Source organism: Gammaproteobacteria bacterium (assembly GCA_035279405.1).
GTDB lineage: Bacteria > Pseudomonadota > Gammaproteobacteria > Natronospirales > REEB76 > REEB76.
The window spans coordinates 207,077-228,952 of the sequence record DATEHU010000034.1; the positions used below are offsets into that span (position 1 = coordinate 207,077).

The window sequence follows — 21,876 nt, forward strand, 5'->3', positions numbered from 1 at the left end:
GATTCCGCATCCCGGCGAGGGTTTGAAACACGGGGCAATCATAATATAGTGCTGCCCGCCCTTCTGGCCCATTCGGGCGGCTCAGCGGAATCACTGCCATATGAACAAAAACCGCCTGGCATTCGGCGTAGTGACCGCCGTGTTCTTCATGTGGGGCTTCATCACAGTACTCAACGATGTGCTGGTGCCACACCTGAAATCGGTGTTCGCGCTCGATTACACCCAGATCATGCTGATCCAGTTCACATTCTTCGGTGCTTACTTTCTCATGTCGCTGCCCGCCGGCAAGGTCGTCGCGGTATGTGGTTACAAGAACAGCATCATCGTCGGCCTGTGCGTGGCGGGATTGGGCGCACTGCTGTTCTATCCGGCGGCGGCGATGCCTTCCTACGGCATGTTCCTTGGCGCGCTGTTCGTGCTGGCCAGCGGCATTACCTTATTGCAAGTGGCGGCCAACCCGTATGTGAGCCTGCTGGGTGCGCCGCGCGGTGCACCCAGCAGGCTCAACCTGTCGCAGGCATTTAATTCATTGGGTACGGCCCTGGCGCCCAAGTTTGGAGGCTTGCTGTTGTTGTCCGGCGCGGTGTTGAGCAGCGCGGCGCTTGCCAAACTCAGTGCTCCGCAGCAGCTGGCTTATCAATTACAGCAGGCGCGTGCGGTCCAGGGTCCGTACATCGGCATCGCCGTGGCTTTGTTCGTGCTCGCGCTGATTGTGTATCTGTTTCACCTGCCGGCGGTGGGTATCGCGGAAAATCGCAGTGCCGAGCCTGAACATCCATTCCGCGCCGCCTTGCGTCACCGGCATCTGCTGTTTGGTGTGCCGGCGATCTTCCTGTACGTCGGGGCGGAAGTTTCCATCGGCAGCTTCATGATCAATTACATTTCATTACCCGGCATCGGCAATATGCCGGAGGTCAGGGCGGCGGGTTTCGTTTCGCTCTACTGGGGCGGCGCGATGATCGGGCGATTCATCGGTTCGGCGCTGTTGCAACGCATTGACGCGCGCAAACTGCTGGGCATCTATGCTTGCATTGCCGCACTCCTGGTGGTTGCCAGCATGTTGAGTCATGACATGACGGCGGTATGGAGCATCGTCGGCATCGGCCTGTTCAATTCCATCATGTTTCCGAATATCTTCACGCTCAGCATCGAGGGTCTCGGCCCTCTGACCAGCCGCGGCTCGAGCTTGTTGATCATGGCCATCGTGGGCGGCGCGGTCATCCCGGAACTGCAGGGTGTTCTGGCTGACCATATCGGTGTGCATCATGCTTTCCTGCTCCCGCTGTTGTGTTATCTCTACATAGTGTTCTACGGCTTCCGGGGCTCGAAGCCTGATCTAAAGACATCGCTGGCCACACCGGCGGAGCCGCCTGCCCATGCCTAGCGTGGTGTGTTTTGGCGAAGCCCTGGTGGATTTGCTCGCCGAACCTTCCATGGAATCGGGCGCACCGCAGCGCTTCGTGCGCTACGCGGGCGGTGCGCCCGCTAATGTTGCGGTGGCGGTGGCCAGACTCGGTACACCGGCGGCCTTTGTGGGCATGTTGGCCGAAGATTCGTTCGGGGATTTCCTGCTGGAAAGTCTGCGGGCAGCGGGCGTATCCACCGAGCATGTGGTACGCACGCGCGCGGCCCATACCGCCCTGGCGTTCGTGTCGCTGGATGCGAAGGGCGAACGCCAGTTCAGCTTTTACCGACCACCGGCGGCGGACCTGTTGTTCCGCTCACACCATTTCCATGGCGCCTGTTTTGCCGAAGCTGCCGTATTTCACGCCTGCTCCAACAGCCTGACGGAAGCGGCGATTGCTGATGTCACCCTCGAGGGCATGCGGCGCGCACAAACGGCCGGGGCGTTGGTGAGCTTCGATATGAACCTGCGCCTGAACCTGTGGCCCGAAAGCACCGACCCGCGTCCGCGCATCTGGCAGGCCTTGCACGCTGCCGAACTGGTGAAACTGAGTGCCGCAGAGCTGGCATTCCTGGCTGAACCGCTGGGGGGCGAAGCCGCGGTGTTCGATAAACTGTGGCGCGGGCGCACTCAATGGGTGTGGGTCACCAACGCAGCGGCGCCGATAAGGCATTTCACGCGCTCCGGCAGCATCACTCTGCCGGCATTTGCCGTGCAGACCGTAAACGCCACAGCCGCGGGTGATGCGTTTGTAGGCGGAATGCTGAGCTGGCTGGTGCGAGATAAGGTGAGCGCCGCCGGGTTGACGGACTGGCTCGCGGGTGCGACGCGCATGCAAAACGCACTGCGTTTTGCCGCCGCCTGCGGCGCGCTTGCAGTCACGCGTCATGGAGCCTTTGAATCCATGCCGACGTTGGCCGAAGTGCAGCAATTCCTCGCGGAACATTCATGAGTATGCAGCCGGATTTCCATTCACCCGATTTTCTGCGCACACACATCGCCAGCATCATGGCCTTCTATCATCCCCGCGCCATAGATCCCGCCGGCGGATTTTTCCATTACTTCAAGGATGACGGCAGCGTGTATGACACGCATCATCGGCATCTGGTGAGCAGCACACGCTTTGTCTTCAACTATGCCATGGCGTACCGCGAATTCGGCAATCCGGCTTACCTCGATGCGGCAATCCATGGCGTGCGTTATCTGCGCGAGGTGCACCGCGACGCACGCACGGGCGGTTATGCCTGGACGCTCAGCGATGGCCGCGCGGAAGATCGCACCAATCATTGCTATGGGCTTGCTTTCGTGTTGCTGGCTTACGCCTGCGCGTTCAGGGTGGATATGCCGCAGTCCCACGGCTGGATGGAGGAAACCTGGAAGCTGCTGGAGAAATATTTCTGGGACGCTCAGGCCGGGCTGTACCGCGATGAAGCCGATGCAGACTGGAATTTCAGCAATTACCGCGGCCAGAATGCCAACATGCACATGTGTGAAGCGATGCTCGCAGCTTTCGAGGCCAGCTCGGAAGCGCGCTACCTGGAGCGTGCCTGCACGCTGGCCGACCACATGACACGCCGCCAGGCGCGCAAAGCCGGGGGGTTGGTGTGGGAGCACCATGATGAAAACTGGAACCCTGACTGGGAATACAACCGCGACAACCCCAAGCACCTGTTTCGCCCCTGGGGTTTTCAGCCTGGCCATCAGACGGAGTGGGCCAAGTTGCTGTTGATCCTGGAACGGCACCGGCCGGAGCCGTGGCTGCTGCCGCGCGCGCGTGAACTCTTCGATGTGGCCCTGAGCCGTTCCTGGGATCATGAATTCGAGGGCATGTACTACGGATTTGACCCCGAGGGCAAACCCTGCGACACCGACAAATACTTCTGGGTGCAAGCCGAAACTCTCACGGCGGCGGCGCTGCTTGCGGCGCGCACTGGCGAGGCGCAATACTGGAGCTGGTATGGCCGGATCTGGTCGTACGCGTGGCGCCATTTCGTGGATCATGAATACGGCGGCTGGTACCGAATCCTGGACCGCGAGAACCACAAATACAGCGATGAGAAAAGTCCCGCCGGCAAATGCGATTACCACACCATGGGCGCGTGCTATGAGGTGCTCAGGGTGTTGCGCAAGCTCTGAGCAATCAGCTTGTGGTTAACGGGGGTTTTGTTATGCGCCTTTCTGTGAAAATTTTGCTCCCGATCATCGCGCTACTGCTGCACTGTGCAGGCGTCGCGCAGACGCCGCCCGCCACGACCATGAGCAACGCAGAAGCGCGGCGCATGGCAGCGCGCGTTAAGGCGGAGTTTCTGCACGCCTGGTACGGCTACAAGCGTTATGCCTGGGGACATGATGCACTGCGGCCCTTGAGCAAGCGGCCGTTCGACTGGTATGGGCCCGGGCAGTCATTGCTGATGACACCAGTGGATGCGCTGGACACGCTGGTGCTCATGGGCCTGAAAAAGCAGGCCGCCGAGGATCGCGCGTTGATTGATACCAAACTAGATTTCAACAAGGACATCTACGTCAAGGTGTTTGAAGTCAACATCCGCCTGCTGGGCGGGCTGCTGTCGGGCTACGAGCTGACCGGGGACCGGCGATTGCTGGCGTTGGCGGACGACCTCGGCACCCACCTGCTGCCGGCGTTCAATTCGCCGACCGGACTGCCGTACCGCTACGTGAACCTGCGCACCGGCGCGGTGCGCGGCGTGGACTCCAATCCCGCGGAAACCGGCACGCTGCTCCTGGAATTCGGCACGCTCAGCAAACTCACCGGTAATCCGGTGTTCTATGCCAAAGCCAAGCGCGCACTGGTGGAAACCTTCAAGCGCCGCTCGCCCATCGGGCTGGTGGGCGACGGCATCAACGTGGAAACCGGCCAGTGGACCGATGACGATTCGCACATCAGCGGCGGCATTGATTCGTATTACGAATACCAGCTCAAATGCTGGAAGCTGTTTGGCGATGAAGACTGTCAGCGCATGTGGCTGACCAGCATCGCCGCCGTGGACAAGTACCTGGCCGACGAACGCGACAGCGAGCTATGGTACGGCCATGCAAACATGTACACCGGCAAGCGCACCGCCACGGAATACGGCGCGCTGGATGCCTATTTCCCCGCGGAACTGGTGCTGTCAGGCGATCTTGTTCAAGCCCGGCGCTTGCAAGCTTCGTCTTTCAGGATGTGGAACCTCTACAGCATCGAGCCCGATACACTGAATTACCGCACCATGCAAATCGTGGATCCGGAATATCCACTGCGCCCGGAAATCGTCGAATCCACCTATTATCTGTACCACTACACCCGCGATCCTTATTACCGCCTCATGGGTAAACGCATGTTCGACGAGTTCGTGAAATACTGCCGCACGAATGACGGCTATGCCGCGCTCGCCAGCGTCATCACCAAGCAGAAAACCGACGCCATGGAAAGCTATGTATTCGCGGAGACTTTCAAGTATTTCTACCTGCTGTTTGCGCCGCCGCAAACGCTGGATTTCAACCGCGTGATTTTCAATACCGAAGGCCACTCGCTGCGGCGCGATCCGCAACCCGTGCCTCAATCATGAAGACGCTCGCCCTCATCGGCGGCATGAGCTGGGAATCCACAGCGCATTACTACGCGCGCATCAACCAGTTGGTGGCGGAGCGCCTGGGTGGATTGCATTCAGCGCGGCTGCTGCTCTACAGCCTCGATTTCGACGTATTGCAGCGCCTGCAGCATGCCGATGACTGGGCCGGCGCGGCCCGTCTGCTGGTGGATGCAGCCAAACGCCTGGAGCGCGCCGGCGCCGAAGGGTTGGTAATCTGCGCCAACACCATGCATCTCGTGGCGCCCGAGATCGAAACCGTTGTGAAATTGCCGCTCATTCACGTAGCCGATGGCACGGCCAAGGCGGTCAAGGATCGGGGCATCCGCACCGTAGCTTTACTCGGCACCCGTTTCACCATGGAGAAGGATTTTTACCAGCTGCGCCTGGAGCAGCACGGCTTGCGTGTGCTGATTCCGGATACCGATGACCGCGAGGTGCTGCATCGCATGATTTACGCGGAGCTGTGCAAGGGCGTGGTACGGAAGGAATCGCGCCAGGCGTTCTTCGGCGTAATCCGCCGTCTTGCGGCGGCGGGCGCCGAAGGCGCCATTCTCGGCTGTACCGAGTTCACGCTGTTCGGCGGTTCGCCCGGCGCAGGCATCCCGCTGTTCGATACCACCGAGATTCACGCGCGCGCGGCGGTGGACTGGGCTTTGAGTGCTTGAGGTTTGACGGCTAGCTCGGCGAAAACGCAATTATTCTGCTTGTCTGTGAGCGTGTAACAAAATATGTAGTGATAACTTACTCGGCATACCTGAATTCCCCCCTCACCCCCCTTTGCAAAGGGGGGTGCGTTTGGCGCGGGGGGATTTATCGCTGGTGTACATCTTGTTGGGAGCCCTAAGCAACTGATTAACGTCAGTGCTGTGCCACTTGAGCGCGGATTTTCTCCACCACTTCCGGATTGGCGAGCGTGGTGATGTCGCCGGGGTCGCGGCCCGCCGAGAGCGCGGCGAGTACCCGGCGCATGATTTTTCCGGAACGCGTCTTGGGCATGTCGGGCACAATCCACACGCGCCGCGGCCGGGCGATGGACCCGATTTCGGTCTCGATGGCTTTTGACACACGCTGCGCCATCGCATCGTTCGCGGCCGCGCCAGGTCTAAGTGACACATAGATTTCCGGTACACGACCTTTGACTTCGTCCGGCACCGGCACCACGGCGGCTTCGGCAACTTCCGCCACGGTCATGGCGGCGGATTCGATTTCCTTGGTGCCCAGGCGATGGCCGGCGACGTTGATCACGTCGTCAATGCGACCGAGCACCCGGTAATAACCGTCCGCGGCCTGGACTGCACCATCGCCCGGGAAATACGGCCAGTCCTCCCAGTTCTTGCTTTTCTTGTTTTTGCAGTAGCGCTCGAAATAGGTCTTCACGTAGCGATCCGGATCGCCCCAGATGGTCTGCATCAATCCCGGCCAGGGATTGCGGATGCAGAGATTGCCGGCGCGGCCGGTGCCCGGCGGAATCTCCGCGCCGTTGTCGTCGTAAATCACCGGATGCACGCCGGGCAGCGCGGGGCCGGCGCTACCGGCTTTCATGGCGCCAAGCGCGGGCAATGTCGAGATCAAATGCCCTCCGGTTTCGGTCTGCCACCAGGTGTCCACCACTGCCGCCTTGCCCTTGCCGACGACGTTGTAATACCAGCGCCAGCTTTCCGGCTCGATGGGCTCGCCCACGGTGCACATGAGTTTGAAATGGTGATTGTATTTCTTCGGTTCGTCCGGGCCCTCGCGACGCAGTGCGCGCACCGCGGTGGGCGAGGTGTGAAAGATATTGACGCCCAGTTGTTCAGCGATGCGCCACGGCCGGCCGGCGTCCGGGTAATTGGGCACGCCTTCGTACATGACCGACGAGGCGCCAAGCGCCAGCGGTCCGTACACGATGTAGGAATGGCCGGTGATCCAGCCGATGTCGGCCATGCACCAGTACACGTCCTCGGGTTTCACATCCAGCACGTCCTTCGCGGTGCCGGTGCACCAGGCGAGATAGCCGCCGATCGCGTGCAGACAGCCCTTGGGCTTGCCGGTGGTGCCGCTCGAATACATGATGAACAGGCCGTCGGTGGCAGCGAGGCGCTCGGGCGCGACGCGCTGGCGCCGGTACTTCACCAGCACTTCGTTGACCGCGTGGTCACGGCCCGCGACCATCGGCGTCGCGGCCGAGTGTTTGCCGGGGTGGCGCTGCCACACCAGCACCTGGTCCACCTTCTGGCCTTGCTTCTGCGCGTCGCTGACCGCGATGTCGGCCTTCTCCTTGTGGTCCAGCAGCTTGCCGGCACGGTAATAGGCATCCATGGTGATGAGCACGCGGCTCTGGGAATCCACGATGCGGTCGGCGCAGGCTTTGCCGGAAAAGCCGCTGAATACCTGCGAGTGGATCACGCCCAGACGCGCGCAGGCGAGCATGGTGATCACGGCTTCCACCGCCATTGGCATGTGCAACGTGACACGGTCGCCGCGCTTCAAATGGGAGAAATCGCGCAGCAGCGCGGCGAATTCGTTCACCCGCACCCACAGGTCCTGGTAGGTGATTGCGGCGATCGGTTCGCCCTCGGCGTCCGGCACGAAATACAGCGCCGCCTTGTTGCGGCGTTTCGCGAGGTGCCGGTCCACGCAGTTGTAGCAGGCGTTGAGTTCCCCGCCCACGAACCATTTCCAGAACGGCGCCTGCGAGCCGTCGAAGGTATGCGTCCAGTAACGGTCCCAGGAAAGCAGATCGGCGTAAGCACGGTAGCATTCGGGAAAGTTCTTCAGCGCCATGCGCTCGAACACTACCGGATCGGTCATGTTGGCCTGGCCGATGAATTCCACCGGCGGCGGAATCAGCGGTTCCTCGCGCCAGTGGACCGCGATTTCGGCCTCGGAGAATTCGGTTTTCACATTGACAGCCATGACTGCAACCTCCTGCATCCCAGGAATTTCTGCAATTATCTACGCGACTCGCGCGGCCTGCCACGCTGCCGCTGAAAAACAGCGGGGGCCGTTTACAGCCCCCGCACTTTTGCTTTGGTGTATCAGCCGCCTATCGGTCCAAGCGGCAGCACCGTGCGCTTGAAGGTGCTGTTGGTGACGATCGCGAAACTCGTGTACATCGCGATGACACCGCAGATCACGCCCAGCCAGCCGCCCGCGAGGCCCAACGTCTTGCTGCCGGTCAGCCCGCCGATGCCCAACAGGAAGTAGGTAACCCACAGGGTGAGGAATATCCACCACAGGGCCCAGTTCAGCTTGAAGGTTCCAACCCACATGTACAGAGTGAAAAAGCCCCACAGGATCAGCGCAACGTTGATCCCGTTGCCGACACCGGACAAATCCAGTGACTTCATGCCGCCGAGCCAGAGCAGCAACGCGAACCATACCCAGAACGCACCGTACGAAATAAACGCGGTCATGCCAAACGTGTTGCCGGTTTTAGCTTCGAGCACCCCGGCCACGATTTGCATGAGGCCGCCATAGATGAAGGCCAGCGGCAGCACGACCGCCAAGCTACCGCTCGGTACCATGCCGGCGTTGACCAGGCTCAACATGACGGTAGTGAGTCCGAAACATATCAGCCCCAATGCCGCCGGATTGGCCTGGGGATTAGCTTGTTCTGCCATTGAGATCTCCTCCCATAGTTATCGAGCGCCAAAGGTTATATGCCTAAGTACTGTGCTCCGCAAGAGCCTGAATCAGCCCCGGGACGACAACCGAAGCCGGAGAGGCCGCGCGCAAATCGCCGCATGTGATGAATCGCCGCTATTTGCTCAATTTAAATAACCACTTAGCGTTGCCAGTTGCGTAGTCAACTGAGTTGTTATATGTGGATTGCAGTTGCCCAGTGCGTGGATGGTGCTTGACAGGAAGGAGCAGCCAAGAGTAAAACCTTGCGTATCTCAAGGCCTTGACCGGCCCATTCGAACACTCAATCCGTTTGTGATTTCCCAGGGGAGAATCGCCATGAGCAAGAACAGCATCAAGACAGGCGTAATCTTCGGTTTGATAGCTTCTCTGTTTTTTGCCACCGCAGTATTTGCGGATCCACCCGCGAGTTCCGGTCCCACCATCAGCTTCCACGGTTTTGTCAGCACCAGCTTCTTCTGGCAAAACCAGGACTTCACTTTCGGCAACGGCCAGAACGCGGAATGGCCGGTGACCAATGCCGGCTCGAACCATAATCTCTCGGGCTTCGATGTGCGCAATACGCGTGCCTGGATAGACATTTCCGGGGTCAGCCTCTCGAATGGCTGGACGGTGAGCGGGCATCTGGAAGGCGATTTCTTCGGCGGCTTCAACGGCGCTGGGGCGTACAGTTCGCAGCAGCAGACGCCGCGATTGCGGCAGGCGTTCATGAAGGTTTCAAACGCCGACAGTGGCAGCAGCTTCACCATCGGCCAGCAATGGGATCTGCTGTTTCCCATAGATGCGATTCCCGAATCCCTCGCACATATCGCTTTTCCGCTGGGCTTCGGGAGCGGCATGATCGGCTGGCGGTTCCCGGGCGTGGTGTACTCGCAGGCTCTGGGTCAGTCGTCGTCGGATTCCATGGCATGGCGGCTGGATCTGGGGGCGTTTTCGGGTTCCTGGAATGGCCCCGGCTCCAACACCAATTTCGATACCGCCGCGAATGTAGACTTCCGTCCGCAGATCGAGGCGCGCCTGCATGCACAGGAGGGCGACTGGCACGGATTCGTGGTTGGTCATTACAGCAGTGAGGATTTGAGCGGTGTGACCGGCACTTCGCCCACGCCGATCACCGGCACGATCACTTCTTCGGCCCTGGAAATCGGCACCGGCTGGCATCCCGGTCCGTGGTCAGTGGTGGCCACCGCCTACACCGGCAAGGGCTTGGGCCAGGTTTTCGGGGCGCTTGCCCAGTTCGGCAACATCAGTGAGCACGGTATTTACGCACAGGGTGGCTACAAGTTCACACCCAGTTGGGGCCTGTATGTGTCCTATGCCACCGCGCAACCCAATGAAAGCGATGTGATCACCTGGATCGGAAATGGCGCCAGCGGCCTGCTGAAATCCCGGCAATACGCCGCAGACCTGATTTTCGGCGATGGTCCGTTCGGATTCGGTGTGGAGTGGATGCATGCCAGCCTGGACAGCACCACGGCCGCGACGGCGCCCGCAGTGACTACCACCAGCGGCAATCAGATCTCGCTCAGCGCCATTTATAAATTCTAGCTTGGTAGTTTTCCGGCTCGATCGCGGGTGCCCTTAAAGGGGCACCCGCACGGCCGCTGCTCAGGACGGTCACCGGGGCGGCTCTGTCGCAGTTTATCCAGTCGAGGAGGTTAGCCATGAAAAGATACTTGTCGCAATGTAGTGTCACGCTTGCAGCGCTGCTGCTGTCAGCGTCCGTAATGGCGGCGGTTCCCCAGCCCGCGCCCGTGCATTTCCCCTCGAAGTTCGGCTCCATGAACTTCCCGGCCAAATTCCCGACGGGTACCACGCTCACTATTACCCAATGGAGCCATTTCGTGCCGCGCTACGACAAGTGGTTCGACCCCTACGCGCAGGAGTGGGGCAAACAGAACAATGTCAAGGTCACCGTGCAGCACATCAATCTGGGTGATCTGGTGCCGACACTGGCCGCCGCGGTGGCCGCCGGCAAAGGTGCGACGCTGTTCGAGATGATATCGCCGCCGGCGTCATTCATTCAGGGATTGCAGAACCTCGATGCCGTAAACCATGCAGCGGAGCAGGCGTTCGGCAAGCAAGAGGCGGTTTGCACCAGCCAGACCTATCTGCCGATCAAGCACGAATGGTATGGCTATTGTCACGGCTGGGTACCGGACCCGGGCGATTACCGCGTGTCGCTGTGGAAAGACGCTGGCTATCCCACCGGCCCGCACACCTACGCGGATCTGTATGACGGCGGCGTGAAGATCTTCAAGAAGACCGGCATCCCGGTGGGTGTGGGCATGTCGCCGGAACTCGATTCCGAGTTCTACACACGTTCGCTGATCTGGTCCTACGGTGGCGAGGTGTTCGACAAGTGCGGTGACGTGGCGCTGGACTCGCCGCAAGTGGTGGCGGCGGTGGCATACCAGGCCAAGCTGTTCAAGGATGCGGAGACTCCGGAGGTGTTTGCCTGGAACCCAGCCTCCAACAACCAGGGATTCGTCTCCGGTCAGCTTTCCTATATCCAGAACTCCATCTCGTTCTACCGCACTGCGCAGGCATCCGCTCCCGCGAACGCCGAGGACACGGGCTTCAGCCCCGGCCTCAAGGGCCCCGGCGGTCAGGTGCACCAGACCTCGCACGTGTGGTTCATCTACGTGATGCCCAAGTACGTCACAAATCCAGAGCAGAAGCGGGCGGCCGAGAAATTCCTGCTTGACCTCACCGCCAATTACAGCTGGGCGACCTACGAGAGCGAACTGTACAATTTCCCGGCTTTCCCCAAGTCCGTGCCGCAGTTGTTCGAGAAGGGCGGCTGGCTGGCGCACGATCCCTGGGGCTCGAAACCCGCTGACAAACTCGAAGTGCTGCGCAATGCCGCCACCTGGACTGCATGGCCAGGCTATCCGGGTTTCGCCAATCCGGCGGTGAGCGAGGTGTACAACACACACCTGCTCAGCACCATGATGGCGCAGACCGCACGCGGGGAAAAAACTCCGGCGCAGGCGGTCAAGGACACGGCCGCGCAGATTGCCAGCATCGTCGCCAAGTGGAAAAAGCTGGGCTTCGTCGGTTGTCCAGCCAAGTGAGGTATTGCGGAGTGCGAGTCTGATGCATGGCGACGCTTGAACTGCGGGGCATAAAAAAACACTACGGCAACATCCACGCAGTAGATGGCGTTGACTTGGCGATTGCCGAGGGCGAGTTCTTGGCGATCCTCGGGCCGTCGGGATGCGGCAAAAGCACCCTGATGCGCATGATTGCCGGACTCGAGATGCCAAGCGCCGGCGAGGTGCTGATCGGCGGGCAGCCGGTCACGCACCTGCCGCCGCGTGCGCGCAACGTGTCCATGGTGTTCCAGAGCTACGCGTTGTATCCGCACATGGTGGTGGCGGAGAACATTGCGTTTCCGCTCAAGGCGCGGCGCGTGCCGCGCGCCGAGCGCGAGGCCAAGGTCAAATGGGCCTCGGCGCTGCTCGGCATCGAGCCGCTGCTCAAGCGCCGGCCGGCGCGACTCTCCGGCGGCGAAAAACAGAAAGTCGCGCTGGCGCGTGCGCTGGTGCGTGATCCCACGCTGTTCATCTTCGACGAGCCGCTGAGTTCGCTCGACGCCCAGGTGCGCGCCATGGCGCGCAGCGAGTTGCGCCAGTTGCACGAGCGCACCGGCATCACCACGGTGTACGTCACGCATGACCAGCTCGAAGCGCTCAGCATGGGCGATCGCATCGCCATCATGAAAAGCGGCCGGGTGCGTCAGGTAGGCACGCCGCAGCAGTTGTACGATCAGCCGGCCGACACTTTCGTGGCGGCGTTTCTCGGCACCCCGCCGATGAACCTGCTGGAACGCGACGGCCGCATCGTGGGTTTCCGACCGGAATACCTGCGGCCCGTGTTGTCGGCTGCGCCAGGCGCGGACGCGCTGCGCCTGGCCGTGCATATCATCGAACTCGAATTCCTGGGAGCGGAATGGCAGGTGTACGGCCAGCTCGAGAACGGTGCGAAGCCGCAGAAGCTGATCGCCAAGGCAGCACCGGCGGTGGCCGCCGGCCTACGCGTTGGCGAAACGCGCGAGTTCGCGGTGGAGCGTACGCATCTGCGGCTTTTCGATCCGGCCACCGGCCTGCGGGTCAACAATGGCACGCGCTGAAGCCGCGGCGCGTATCGGGGTGGGTGACCGCGAGGGCCTGCTGGGCACGCTGATGCTGGCACCGGCGCTGGTGTACATCGCCGCGCTCGTGGGGTTGCCGTTCTGCCTGGCCATCGCACTCAGCCTGTCGAGTGCCACCATTGGCAACCCCGGCATCCATCACTTCGTGGGCTTGGCGAATTTCATCAGTGCGGTACACGAATCGGCGTTTCCCCTGGCGCTGCGCAACAGCGTGATCGTCACGGCCGCCACCCTGATCATCACACTGGTGCTGGCGACCGCGGAATCGGAGCTGCTGGCGCACGATTTCCGCGGCAAATGGTTCTGGCAAATATTGATAATTCTGCCCTGGGCCATGCCGGTGTCGTTGGCGGCGGTGAACTGGTTGTGGTTGCTTGACTCGGAATTCAGCCCGGTGGACTGGATCCTGCGCCAGATCCACCTGTTGGGTCCCGGTACGATCTTCGGTCCCGCCAATCACCTGTATTACTATGGCCGCGAGTGGCTGGGACTGGCCTCGATCGTGACCATCAACGTGTGGCGGCTGCTGCCGCTGGCCACCATCATCGTGCTCGCCGGGCGCACCTCGATCCCGCGTGATATCTTCGAGCAAGCGCAGGTGGACGGCGCGCGGTTTTTCCGCGTGCTGTTCCAGATCACGATACCGGCGCTGCTGCCGATCCTGGTGGTCGCGGCGATGTTCACCGCGCTCTTGGTGTTCGGCGACATGACGGTGGTGGCCATCACCACCCGCGGCGGGCCGGGTTATGCGACCCAACTGCTGCCGTACTGGGCCTATCTCAAGGGTATCGAGGGTGGCGCCCTCAGCGAGGGTGCGGCGATCGCGTTGTTCATGTTCCCGATCCTGCTGGCGGTCGCCATTTTGGCGCTGCGCATGGCATACCGCGCGGAAGAGCGCTAGCGGGAGGGCACGATGATGCGGTGGTTACGCAAACTGGGGTTCTGGGCGGGGCTGGGGTTGTTTGCCATTTTCGCGATTTTCCCCGCGGCCTGGATGGTCATTTCCTCATTCAAGCAGGACCAGGACCTCTACAACGTCGCCAACGACCCTTTCAAATACAATCTGGCCCCGACGTTCAAGAACATCACCTTGCTGTTCACCGGTACGAATTACCCGATTTTCCTGTGGAACTCGTTCTACATCGGCGTGATCGTGGTCATCATCACGCTGCTGCTGTCGCTGCCGGCGGCCTACAGCCTGTCGCGGCTCGCGGGACGCTGGGGCGAGCGCTCCGGCATCGCAATTTTCCTCGTGTACCTGATTCCACCGACACTGCTGTTCATCCCGCTGTATCGGATCGTCACCTTCCTGCAAACGGCCAATACCGTATGGTCCTTGGTGCTGGTGTACCCCACGATCACCGTACCGTTTTGCACCTGGCTGCTGCTGGGATTCTTCAAGTCCATGCCGCGTGAGGTGGAAGAAGCGGCGCTGATTGACGGCTGCAGCCGCTGGCAGGCGTTCCTGCGCGTGGCGTTGCCGCTTGCCGGACCCGGGATCGCCACCTGCGTGGTGTTTGCCTTTGCGCTGTCGCTCAGTGATTACATTTACGCGGCGGTGTTCGTCAGCTCCACCGCCAGCCGCACGGTGAGCGCCGGTGTGCCCACCGAGCTGATCCGCGGTGACATCTACTACTGGCAGTCGCTGATGGCGGCCGCCGCCATTGTCGCAATCCCGCTGGCGGTGGCCTACGGTTTGTTGTTCGATCGCCTGGTGAAGGGCTTCCAGAGTGAGCCAGCCGGCGAGAAGGGCGGCTAAGCCGGCAGACTGAAATCCGGCCCTGCGGCTCCGGCTTCCGGCCAGCGCGCGCTCACGGTTTTCAAGCGAGTGTAGAAGCGCACGCCGTCTTGGCCATGCACGTGCAACGGGCCAAACAGCGAACGCTTCCAGCCGCCGAAACTGTGGAACGCCATGGGCACGGGGATCGGCACATTGATGCCCACCATGCCGGCGTGTACTGCGTGGCTGAAGCGGCGCGCGGCGGCGCCGTCCCGGGTGAAAAGGCTCGCCGCATTGCCGTATTCGTGTCGATTGATGAGTCCGATGGCTTCATCCAGATCGCGCACGCGCAGCACCACCAGCACCGGCCCGAATATTTCCTCGCGGTAGATGCGCATCGCGGGCGTGACCCGGTCAAACAGACAGGGACCGAGAAAAAATCCCGCATCATGACCGGTCACGCACAGTCCACGGCCGTCCACCACCAGCTCGGCGCCTTCGGCGACACCCGCTTCCACGTAAGCAAGCACGCGTGCACGATGCGCGGCGGTCACCAGCGGTCCCATCTCCGAGGCGGCTTGGCTGCCCGGTCCGACGTGCAACTTGCGGGCGCGCTCGGCGAGCGCGTCCACCAGCGGTTCGGCGGACGCGCCTACCGCTACCGCCACGGACACCGACATGCAACGCTCACCGGCTGAACCATAAGCCGAGCCGATAAGCGCGTCGGCCGCTTGCCGGGTATCCGCGTCCGGCATCACCACCAAGTGATTCTTGGCGCCGCCGAGTGCCTGCACGCGCTTGCCGTGACGGCTGGCCTCGGCGTAGATGCGTTCGGCGACCGGCGTGGAGCCCACGAAACTCACCGCCGCCGTGCGGGGCTCGGCGAGGAGCACGTCCACGGTCTGGCGGTCCCCGTTTATCACATTGAATACGCCCGGCGGCAGGCCGGCCGCGGTGAACAGCTCCGCCAGCCGCAGTGGGCAGGAGGGGTCTTTCTCCGAGGGTTTGAGCACGAAGCTGTTGCCGCAGGCGATGGCAATCGGAAACATCCACAACGGCACCATGGCGGGGAAATTGAACGGCGTGATGCCGACGCACACACCGAGCGGCTGGCGCAGCGACCAGCTGTCAATGCCGGAGGAAACGCTGTCGGAAAACTCGCCCTTGAGAAGATGCGGAATGCCGCAGGCGAACTCCACGACCTCGATACCGCGGCGCAACTCGCCGCGCGCATCGTCGAGCGTCTTGCCGTGTTCGCGCGTAATCAGCAGGGCGAGGGCGTCGCTCTCACGCAGCAACAGGTCGCGGTAGCGGAACAATATCTGTGCACGGCGGGCCGGCGGTACGGCGGCCCAGCGGGGAAATGCTGCGGCCGCGGCGTTTATCGCCGCAGCGACTTCCGCTTCACCGGCGTACAGCAGTTCTGCAGCAGGTGTGCCGCTCGCCGGTTCGTATACTGGTCCGCAACGCCCTGCATTGCTGCCTACCGGCCCGCCATTGATGTAATGGCCCAGCCGGCGCGTCGCCGGCTGTTTGCCACCATCGGCTTGCCGTTGGGTATGCATGCCATTTCCTCGCTGCGGCAAAGTGTACGCCGTCACTTGGACGGCGTGCAGGTTCAGGGACCACTGAGTTCGGCGGTGACCGGCGTGTGGTCCGAAGGCCGCTCCCAACTGCGCGGCTCGCGGTCAATAACGGTAGCGGCGGAGCGCTCGGCCAGGGCCGGCGACAGCAGGATGTGGTCAATGCGCATACCCTGGTTGCGGCGGAACGCGGCCGCACGGTAATCCCACCAGCTGTAATGCCCGCCGCCATCGGTGTGCAGCCGGAAACTGTCGCGCAGACCGTGGTCGAGCAGCCGCCGGAACGCGTTGCGTTCCGGATCGCTGACCAGCACCTGGCCTTGCCAAGCCGCCGGGTCATGGACGTCGCGGTCCTCGGGAGCGATGTTGAAATCACCCAACATCACGAGCTGCGGATGGTCGCGCAGCAGTTGTGCCGTCCAGAGATCGAGTTGTGCCAGCCAGTCGAGCTTGTAGCGGTACTTGTCGGAGTCCACGCTCTGGCCGTTCGGCACATACAAATCCAGCACCGCCAGCTCGCCGTACCTGGCCAGCAGCACCCGCTTTTGCACATCTTCGAAATCGGGCAGAGCGGTGGCGATGACTTCCGGCGGTTCACGGCTCAGGAGCGCGACGCCATTGTAGGTGGGCTGTCCGGCGAACACCGCATGGTAACCCGCACGCTCGAATTCACCGACCGGAAAGTCGCGGTCCTCGGTCTTGGTTTCTTGCAGCGCAAGCACGTCCGGCTGGTGGGTTTCCAGCCAGCGCAACACGTGCGGCAAACGCACGCGGAGGCTGTTGATATTCCAAGTCGCTATTTTCATGGATGCATCCGGCTCACGGCACCATCCTTGGCAGGTTGGCCAGCCCGGCCCGCAACGCTCCGCGTCCTGCTGCGCTCGCGGTCCAGGGCGTACATCCTTGTACGCCCGCTCGAAGCCACGCTTCTCGCCCTTGGCCGGGCGCTCGCGGCGCGAAGCAGTGCTTCGCGTAAATTCGCCGACTCGCCCAAGTGGCGATTCTCATGTTTCAACGGGATTCATCGAGCCGTCCGTGGCGGGTTGGCCAGCCCATACATCCATGTATGGGCGTTCGCCGGCGCGAAGCGGTGTGTCGCATAAATTCGCCGGCTCGCCCAGGCTGCTATCATCATTTTGATACTGCAAATATCACGCGGCGATGCCGTTCAACCGCAGGAAGGGACCGAGCACCGGTGCGCGGCCGCGGAATTCGGTGAACAGCTCCATGGCCTCGCGGCTGCCACCTTGGGCGAGGATGGTATCCATGAAACGTTTGCCGGTGACGCGGTCGAACACGCCGGCCTCTTCGAACGCGCTGTAGGCGTCCGCGGCCAGAACTTCCGCCCACAGATAGCTGTAATAGCCTGCCGCGTAACCGCCGGCGAAGATGTGCGAGAAGCTGTGGGCGAAGCGGTTCCACTCGGGCACCGGTGTCACGCTGACTTCGCGGCGCACCGCCGCAAGTGTTGCGCCGATGAAGTTCTCGTCCGGATGTTCGTTTGCCTGCATGTGCAGGCGGAAATCCAGCAGGCCGAATTCCAGCTGGCGCAGCATGAACAGCGCGCTCTGGAAATGACGCGCGGCCAGCATTCTCTGGAACAGCGCGTCGGGCAACGGCTCGCCGGTCTGATAATGGCCTGACACCAGCGCCAGGCCTTCACGCGTCCAAGCGAAGTTTTCATGAAACTGGCTCGGTAATTCCACTGCGTCCCACGCCACGCCGTTAATCCCGGCGACCGAAGGGTAATCCACCTGCGTCAGAAGATGATGCAGACAGTGGCCGAATTCATGAAACAGCGTAACCACCTCATCGTGCGTCAGCAATGACGGCATGCCGTCCAAGGGCGGCGCGAAGTTGCAGGTGAGATACGCTGCGGGAATCTGTATGCCGTGCGCGGTTTTGCGCCGGCTCAGGCAATCGTCCATCCACGCGCCGCTGCGCTTGCCGGGACGGGTGTACAAATCCAGATACAAGCGCCCGCGCAAGCGGCCGGTGTCGTCTTCTATGGCATACAGGGCCACATCCGGGTGCCATACGTCGGCGCCCGCCACTTCGCGCAGGCTGATGCCGTAGAGCCGGCGCACCACGGAAAACAGGCCGTCGCGCACGCGCGTCACCGGGAAATACGGCTTCAGCATTTCGTCCGAGATGGCAAAGCGCCGTTCGCGCAATTTCTCCGAGTAATAACCCAGATCCCAGGCTGCGAGCTCTGCGAGGCGGTCGCGGTTACAGGCGTATTCCTGGAGTTCCGCGTATTCGCGCTGGCCGGCCGGACGGCAGCGGTGCACCAGGTCCGTGAGGAAACCCAGCACTTCTTCCTGTGTGTGCAGCATTTTGCTGGCGAGTGAGTAGTCGGCGTAGGACTTGAAACCCGTAAGCCGCGCGGCTTGGGTTCTCAGGCCCAGGATTTCGCGCATGTTTTGGCTGTTGTCCCAGCGTTCGGCATCGGGACCCTGATCGGAGGAGCGCGTGACATAGGCGCGGTACATTTCCTCGCGCAAGCTGCGATCATCGGCATAGGTGATGACCGCGGCGTAGCTCGGGTAGTCCAGCGTGAATACCCAACCCTCGAGCTTGCGGGTTTCCGCCTCGTGGCGCGCCCGTGTTACCGCGGTGGCCGGAAGGCCGGCAAGCTGAGCTGCATTTGTGACCTGCTTGACCCAGCCCTGGGTCGCGTCCAGCAGATTTTCCTCGAACTTCGTTTCCAGCTTTGACAAGCGTTGCATGATGTCCCGAAAGCGGTTTTTCTTTTCCGCCGGCAAGTCCACGCCCGCGAGGCGGAAATCGCGCAGCGCGTCGTCAATGAGTTTGCGCTGCGCGGCTGTGTAAGCCTGCCAGGCCGCACCGTTTTTGAGCGTAGCGTATTGTTTCTGCAGCACGCCGTTCTGACCGAGTTCGGTGTCGTAGTCGCTGATCTTGGGCAGGCAGGCGTTGTAGGCCGCGCGAATTGCGGGTGTGTTCATCACCGCGTTCAAGTGCGCTGCCGGCGACCAGGCGCGGTGCAACCGGTCGCCCAGAGTTTCCAGCGGCTCAATGAAATCGTCCCAGTCGGGAGCGCCGCCGGCTTCCAATTGCGTGATGCGTGCCCGGTTCTCGGCAAGCACGGTGTCCACCGCCGGTTCAATGTGCTCGGCGCGGATTTCGGAAAAACGGGGCAGCCCGTCCGGTGCGAGCAGCGGGTTGTCGTTCATGTGCGGTGCGGGAGTCTGATGAGGGTCGCGGCGCATGGTAGCACGCCGGATTCAGACCATCAGGCTGCGCAACTCCAGTAGCGGAAATCAGGGTTGTGCGCTCGGGACCACGTAGGTCGCAGTGGATGCCTGGTGGTGCAGCGTAATCCTGTAGCCGGCAGCAACGCCGGCAATTACAAACAGCAGCAGGCAGCCCGCGGCTGCGATCTGGAAACGCCGGACCACCTGCTTTTCCGGGCGCGTGGAAATGATGAAGCGCCGCCCGTCTTCCGGTTTCGCCAGCACGTTCATGGGCGGGCGCTGCATGGCCTGGCGTTCCTGAGCCAGCACTTGCTCGCGCGCGGCTTGGCGCGCAACTTCCCATTCCTGGTCGTTCAACTGGCCGTCGTGATCTTTGTCGAAGCGTCGCAGCAGATCCGCCTGATCCTGTTTCCAGTCATGCAGCAACTGGGCGACGTCCTGATTGAGGGCCAGGGCGTCGGCGCTGGCATTCTGCGTGCGGAAGAATCCCAGCGCAAAAATGAAGTCCTGGGGAGCAATGAGCTCTTCGACATAGCGATACGGCGAAGTCAGACCAAATCCCCCGATGGGTGGTCCGCGTTGTGGCTGTGGCTGGTCCCCGTACCAGACAGTCCGGGTCGTCGTGATCACCTCGGCATGCTCGGGATCTATTACGCACTGGCCGGTAGAGTCACGGAGCAAAAACAAATCGTCGCTGGTGCCATGCTCGATGGCTTGCCAACCCTGATTCCGGCCGGATCGTGCGCGCTCTTCCACTTTGTAGGACCACCAGGTACAGCGGCTTTGGGTCAGCGGCGAAATGATCGGCGCACCCGGCATCAGGTCCGCGTGTCCCTCAAGTTTCACGTAGCCTTGAGCCGCGGAGCGCACGAGCGAGACTGGCGTCTCCTCGACCGCCCAGGCGCGCAGCAGGAACATGAAGCCCGCGACCAGCGCGCCCGCTGCCACCACGCACAGCACTATCGTCCACAACCAGAAATTGCCGGGATCCGCAGCGTGCACAGCAGGCACCTAATTGGCCACAGAGAGTACAGGCGACCTGCGCCCGGATCAGCTGAACAGCGCCTTCATGTTCACGTCTTGCTTGTCGCCCGCAGCGATCTCCAGACGGCTGGCTTCCTTGAAGCCGAAATTGCGCGCGATCAGCACTGCTGGGAATTGCTCGAGGCGCGTGTTGAAGGTGTTTACGGAATCGTTGTAGAACTCGCGCCGGTCCGCGATGCTGCTTTCCAGTCCGGTAATGCGGCTTTGCAGCTGCTGGAAGGACTCATTAGCCTTGAGATCGGGATAGGCCTCGGCAACGGCGAACAGGTTGCCGATGGTGGCGCGCAATTGGGATTCGGCCGGGCCGAGTGCAGCCACGTTGCCGCTGGTGCGTGCCTGTTGCACGCCTTCGCGGGCCTGCATGACTTTCACCAGGGTCTGCTGTTCATAGCCCATGTACTGCTTGCAGGTCTCGACCAGTTTCGGTAATTCATCGTGGCGCTGCTTGAGCAGCACGTCGATGTTCGACCAGGCGGTGGCGACATTGTTCTTCAGCACTACGAGGTTGTTGTAGAGTACGAATGCGTAAATGATGAGAATGACAATAATTGCCAGGATGATGTAACCGGTGACGCCCATGATGTTCTCCCCAAACGTCCGGATTGCGGCCGGACTTTATCATGCGCACGACATGGGGGTCACCACGCGGGTTTCAAGCGCCGGGCTGCGCCGCGCAGCACGCGGCCGGGCCCGTCTCGCGGCTGCGTGCCAGGGCGGGTGACGGCGTGCCGTTGCGGAGGTTTCAGTCGCAGACGCCAGCCCTCGGGCAGCGTGTATATGTGGATGGCACCGCGCTGGTCATTGGCCAGGTGGTACTGGCCGACGACGTGTCGCTATGGCCATACGCGGTGGTGCGCGGCGACGTAAACGCCATTCGCATCGGGGCGCGCAGCAACATCCAGGATCTGAGCGTTTTGCACGTGACTCACGATGGGCCGTATTCACCCGCTGGTTTTGCACTGGCGGTCGGGGAAGACGTGACCGTCGGGCACAGGTGCGTGCTGCACGCCTGCACGATCGGCGACCGCTGTCTTGTAGGGATGGGCAGCATCGTGATGGACGGTGCGGTGATCGAAGACGAGGTACTGCTCGCGGCGGGGAGCCTGGTCGGCCCCGGCAAGCGCGTCGAGTCCGGATACCTGTATCGCGGCAGCCCGGCACGCAAGCTGCGCCCGCTGGCTGCGCAGGAGCGCGATATGCTGCGTTATTCCGCAGCCCATTATGTGGGTCTGAAAGACCGCTATTTGAGTGCTGCCGGGATCTCCGACCGGAAGTGATTTTCCAGTCCAGTCTCCCAATTGGTGGATTTCTAGGCACGCGATTTGCTTGCCTGCCAGATTTTGGTTTGTTTAAATAATGACTATGCCAGAACTCTGCAAATTCGCAGTAATTACCGGCATGATTCAAGAAGTTTCGTGGCTGTCACGTCCGGTCTCTGGCAATTCGCAGTGCATGGTCTATACCTACTGCCGACGGTCGGACCACCGTTTTTATGGGTCCGCAGCGCCTTTTCCGCCTTCCTTCGGCGCCGTTCGGTAA

The 21,876-nt window shown here is 61.7% G+C and carries 18 protein-coding genes; 11 read left to right on the forward strand and 7 right to left on the reverse strand.

Features of this window, described 5'->3' with window-relative positions; translation table 11 throughout:
- The first annotated feature begins 100 nt into the window (after positions 1 to 100).
- From VJR90_08850 to VJR90_08870, 5 genes are read left to right on the forward strand one after another with little or no spacing between them, the layout of a single operon-like run.
- On the forward strand, positions 101 to 1,384 hold the full coding sequence (locus tag VJR90_08850) for a sugar MFS transporter (GenBank protein HKV97581.1): 1,284 nt from the start codon (positions 101 to 103) through the stop codon (positions 1,382 to 1,384).
- On the forward strand, positions 1,377 to 2,357 hold the full coding sequence (locus tag VJR90_08855; protein HKV97582.1) for a carbohydrate kinase: 981 nt from the start codon (positions 1,377 to 1,379) through the stop codon (positions 2,355 to 2,357). The genes VJR90_08850 and VJR90_08855 overlap by 8 nt, the downstream gene beginning before the upstream one ends.
- Positions 2,354 to 3,541 (forward strand): AGE family epimerase/isomerase, encoded by a 1,188-nt coding sequence (locus VJR90_08860; protein HKV97583.1) that lies wholly within the window; start codon positions 2,354 to 2,356, stop codon positions 3,539 to 3,541. The genes VJR90_08855 and VJR90_08860 overlap by 4 nt, the downstream gene beginning before the upstream one ends.
- A 44-nt stretch (positions 3,542 to 3,585) precedes the next feature.
- Positions 3,586 to 4,971, forward strand: a complete 1,386-nt coding sequence (locus tag VJR90_08865) for a glycoside hydrolase family 47 protein (protein ID HKV97584.1) — start codon at positions 3,586 to 3,588, stop codon at positions 4,969 to 4,971.
- Positions 4,968 to 5,660 (forward strand): aspartate/glutamate racemase family protein, encoded by a 693-nt coding sequence (locus VJR90_08870; protein ID HKV97585.1) that lies wholly within the window; start codon positions 4,968 to 4,970, stop codon positions 5,658 to 5,660. The genes VJR90_08865 and VJR90_08870 overlap by 4 nt, the downstream gene beginning before the upstream one ends.
- 193 nt (positions 5,661 to 5,853) lie before the next feature.
- Here the strand turns inward: VJR90_08870 and acs are convergent, their stop codons facing one another.
- On the reverse strand, positions 5,854 to 7,890 hold the full coding sequence (gene acs, locus VJR90_08875; protein HKV97586.1) for an acetate--CoA ligase: 2,037 nt from the start codon (positions 7,888 to 7,890) through the stop codon (positions 5,854 to 5,856).
- 122 nt (positions 7,891 to 8,012) lie between these two features.
- Positions 8,013 to 8,597: an acetate uptake transporter gene (locus VJR90_08880; protein ID HKV97587.1), complete on the reverse strand. Its 585-nt coding sequence runs from the start codon at positions 8,595 to 8,597 to the stop codon at positions 8,013 to 8,015.
- Positions 8,598 to 8,937: 340 nt separating this feature from the next.
- Here VJR90_08880 and VJR90_08885 point away from each other — a divergent pair, with 340 nt between their 5' ends.
- The 5 genes from VJR90_08885 (at position 8,938) to VJR90_08905 (ending at position 14,534) form a co-directional block, all read left to right on the forward strand.
- Positions 8,938 to 10,167: a hypothetical protein gene (locus VJR90_08885; protein ID HKV97588.1), complete on the forward strand. Its 1,230-nt coding sequence runs from the start codon at positions 8,938 to 8,940 to the stop codon at positions 10,165 to 10,167.
- A gap of 116 nt (positions 10,168 to 10,283) precedes the next feature.
- A complete protein-coding gene (locus VJR90_08890) occupies positions 10,284 to 11,696 on the forward strand; it encodes an extracellular solute-binding protein (GenBank protein ID HKV97589.1) in 1,413 nt (470 codons plus the stop codon).
- A 26-nt stretch (positions 11,697 to 11,722) separates the two neighbouring features.
- On the forward strand, positions 11,723 to 12,754 hold the full coding sequence (locus VJR90_08895; protein ID HKV97590.1) for an ABC transporter ATP-binding protein: 1,032 nt from the start codon (positions 11,723 to 11,725) through the stop codon (positions 12,752 to 12,754).
- Positions 12,741 to 13,676, forward strand: a complete 936-nt coding sequence (locus tag VJR90_08900; protein HKV97591.1) for a sugar ABC transporter permease — start codon at positions 12,741 to 12,743, stop codon at positions 13,674 to 13,676. Before VJR90_08895 ends, VJR90_08900 begins: the two co-directional genes overlap by 14 nt.
- A 12-nt stretch (positions 13,677 to 13,688) precedes the next feature.
- Positions 13,689 to 14,534: a carbohydrate ABC transporter permease gene (locus VJR90_08905; protein ID HKV97592.1), complete on the forward strand. Its 846-nt coding sequence runs from the start codon at positions 13,689 to 13,691 to the stop codon at positions 14,532 to 14,534.
- Here the strand turns inward: VJR90_08905 and VJR90_08910 are convergent.
- The 5 genes from VJR90_08910 to VJR90_08930 form a co-directional block, all read right to left on the reverse strand.
- On the reverse strand, positions 14,531 to 16,060 hold the full coding sequence (locus VJR90_08910) for a CoA-acylating methylmalonate-semialdehyde dehydrogenase (GenBank protein ID HKV97593.1): 1,530 nt from the start codon (positions 16,058 to 16,060) through the stop codon (positions 14,531 to 14,533). The genes VJR90_08905 and VJR90_08910 overlap by 4 nt on opposite strands.
- A 53-nt stretch (positions 16,061 to 16,113) precedes the next feature.
- On the reverse strand, positions 16,114 to 16,884 hold the full coding sequence (gene xth / locus VJR90_08915) for an exodeoxyribonuclease III (protein HKV97594.1): 771 nt from the start codon (positions 16,882 to 16,884) through the stop codon (positions 16,114 to 16,116).
- Between the two features lie 345 nt (positions 16,885 to 17,229).
- Positions 17,230 to 19,308: a M3 family metallopeptidase gene (locus VJR90_08920; protein HKV97595.1), complete on the reverse strand. Its 2,079-nt coding sequence runs from the start codon at positions 19,306 to 19,308 to the stop codon at positions 17,230 to 17,232.
- 51 nt (positions 19,309 to 19,359) lie between these two features.
- Entirely contained in the window at positions 19,360 to 20,295 is a 936-nt protein-coding gene (locus tag VJR90_08925; GenBank protein HKV97596.1) for a GIDE domain-containing protein, read from the reverse strand.
- A gap of 48 nt (positions 20,296 to 20,343) precedes the next feature.
- Positions 20,344 to 20,916, reverse strand: coding sequence for a LemA family protein (locus tag VJR90_08930; GenBank protein HKV97597.1), 573 nt, complete (start codon positions 20,914 to 20,916; stop codon positions 20,344 to 20,346).
- A gap of 146 nt (positions 20,917 to 21,062) precedes the next feature.
- Here VJR90_08930 and VJR90_08935 point away from each other — a divergent pair, with 146 nt between their 5' ends.
- Complete coding sequence (locus VJR90_08935; GenBank protein HKV97598.1) at positions 21,063 to 21,614, forward strand: gamma carbonic anhydrase family protein; 552 nt, start codon at positions 21,063 to 21,065, stop codon at positions 21,612 to 21,614.
- Positions 21,615 to 21,876: the final 262 nt, after the last annotated feature.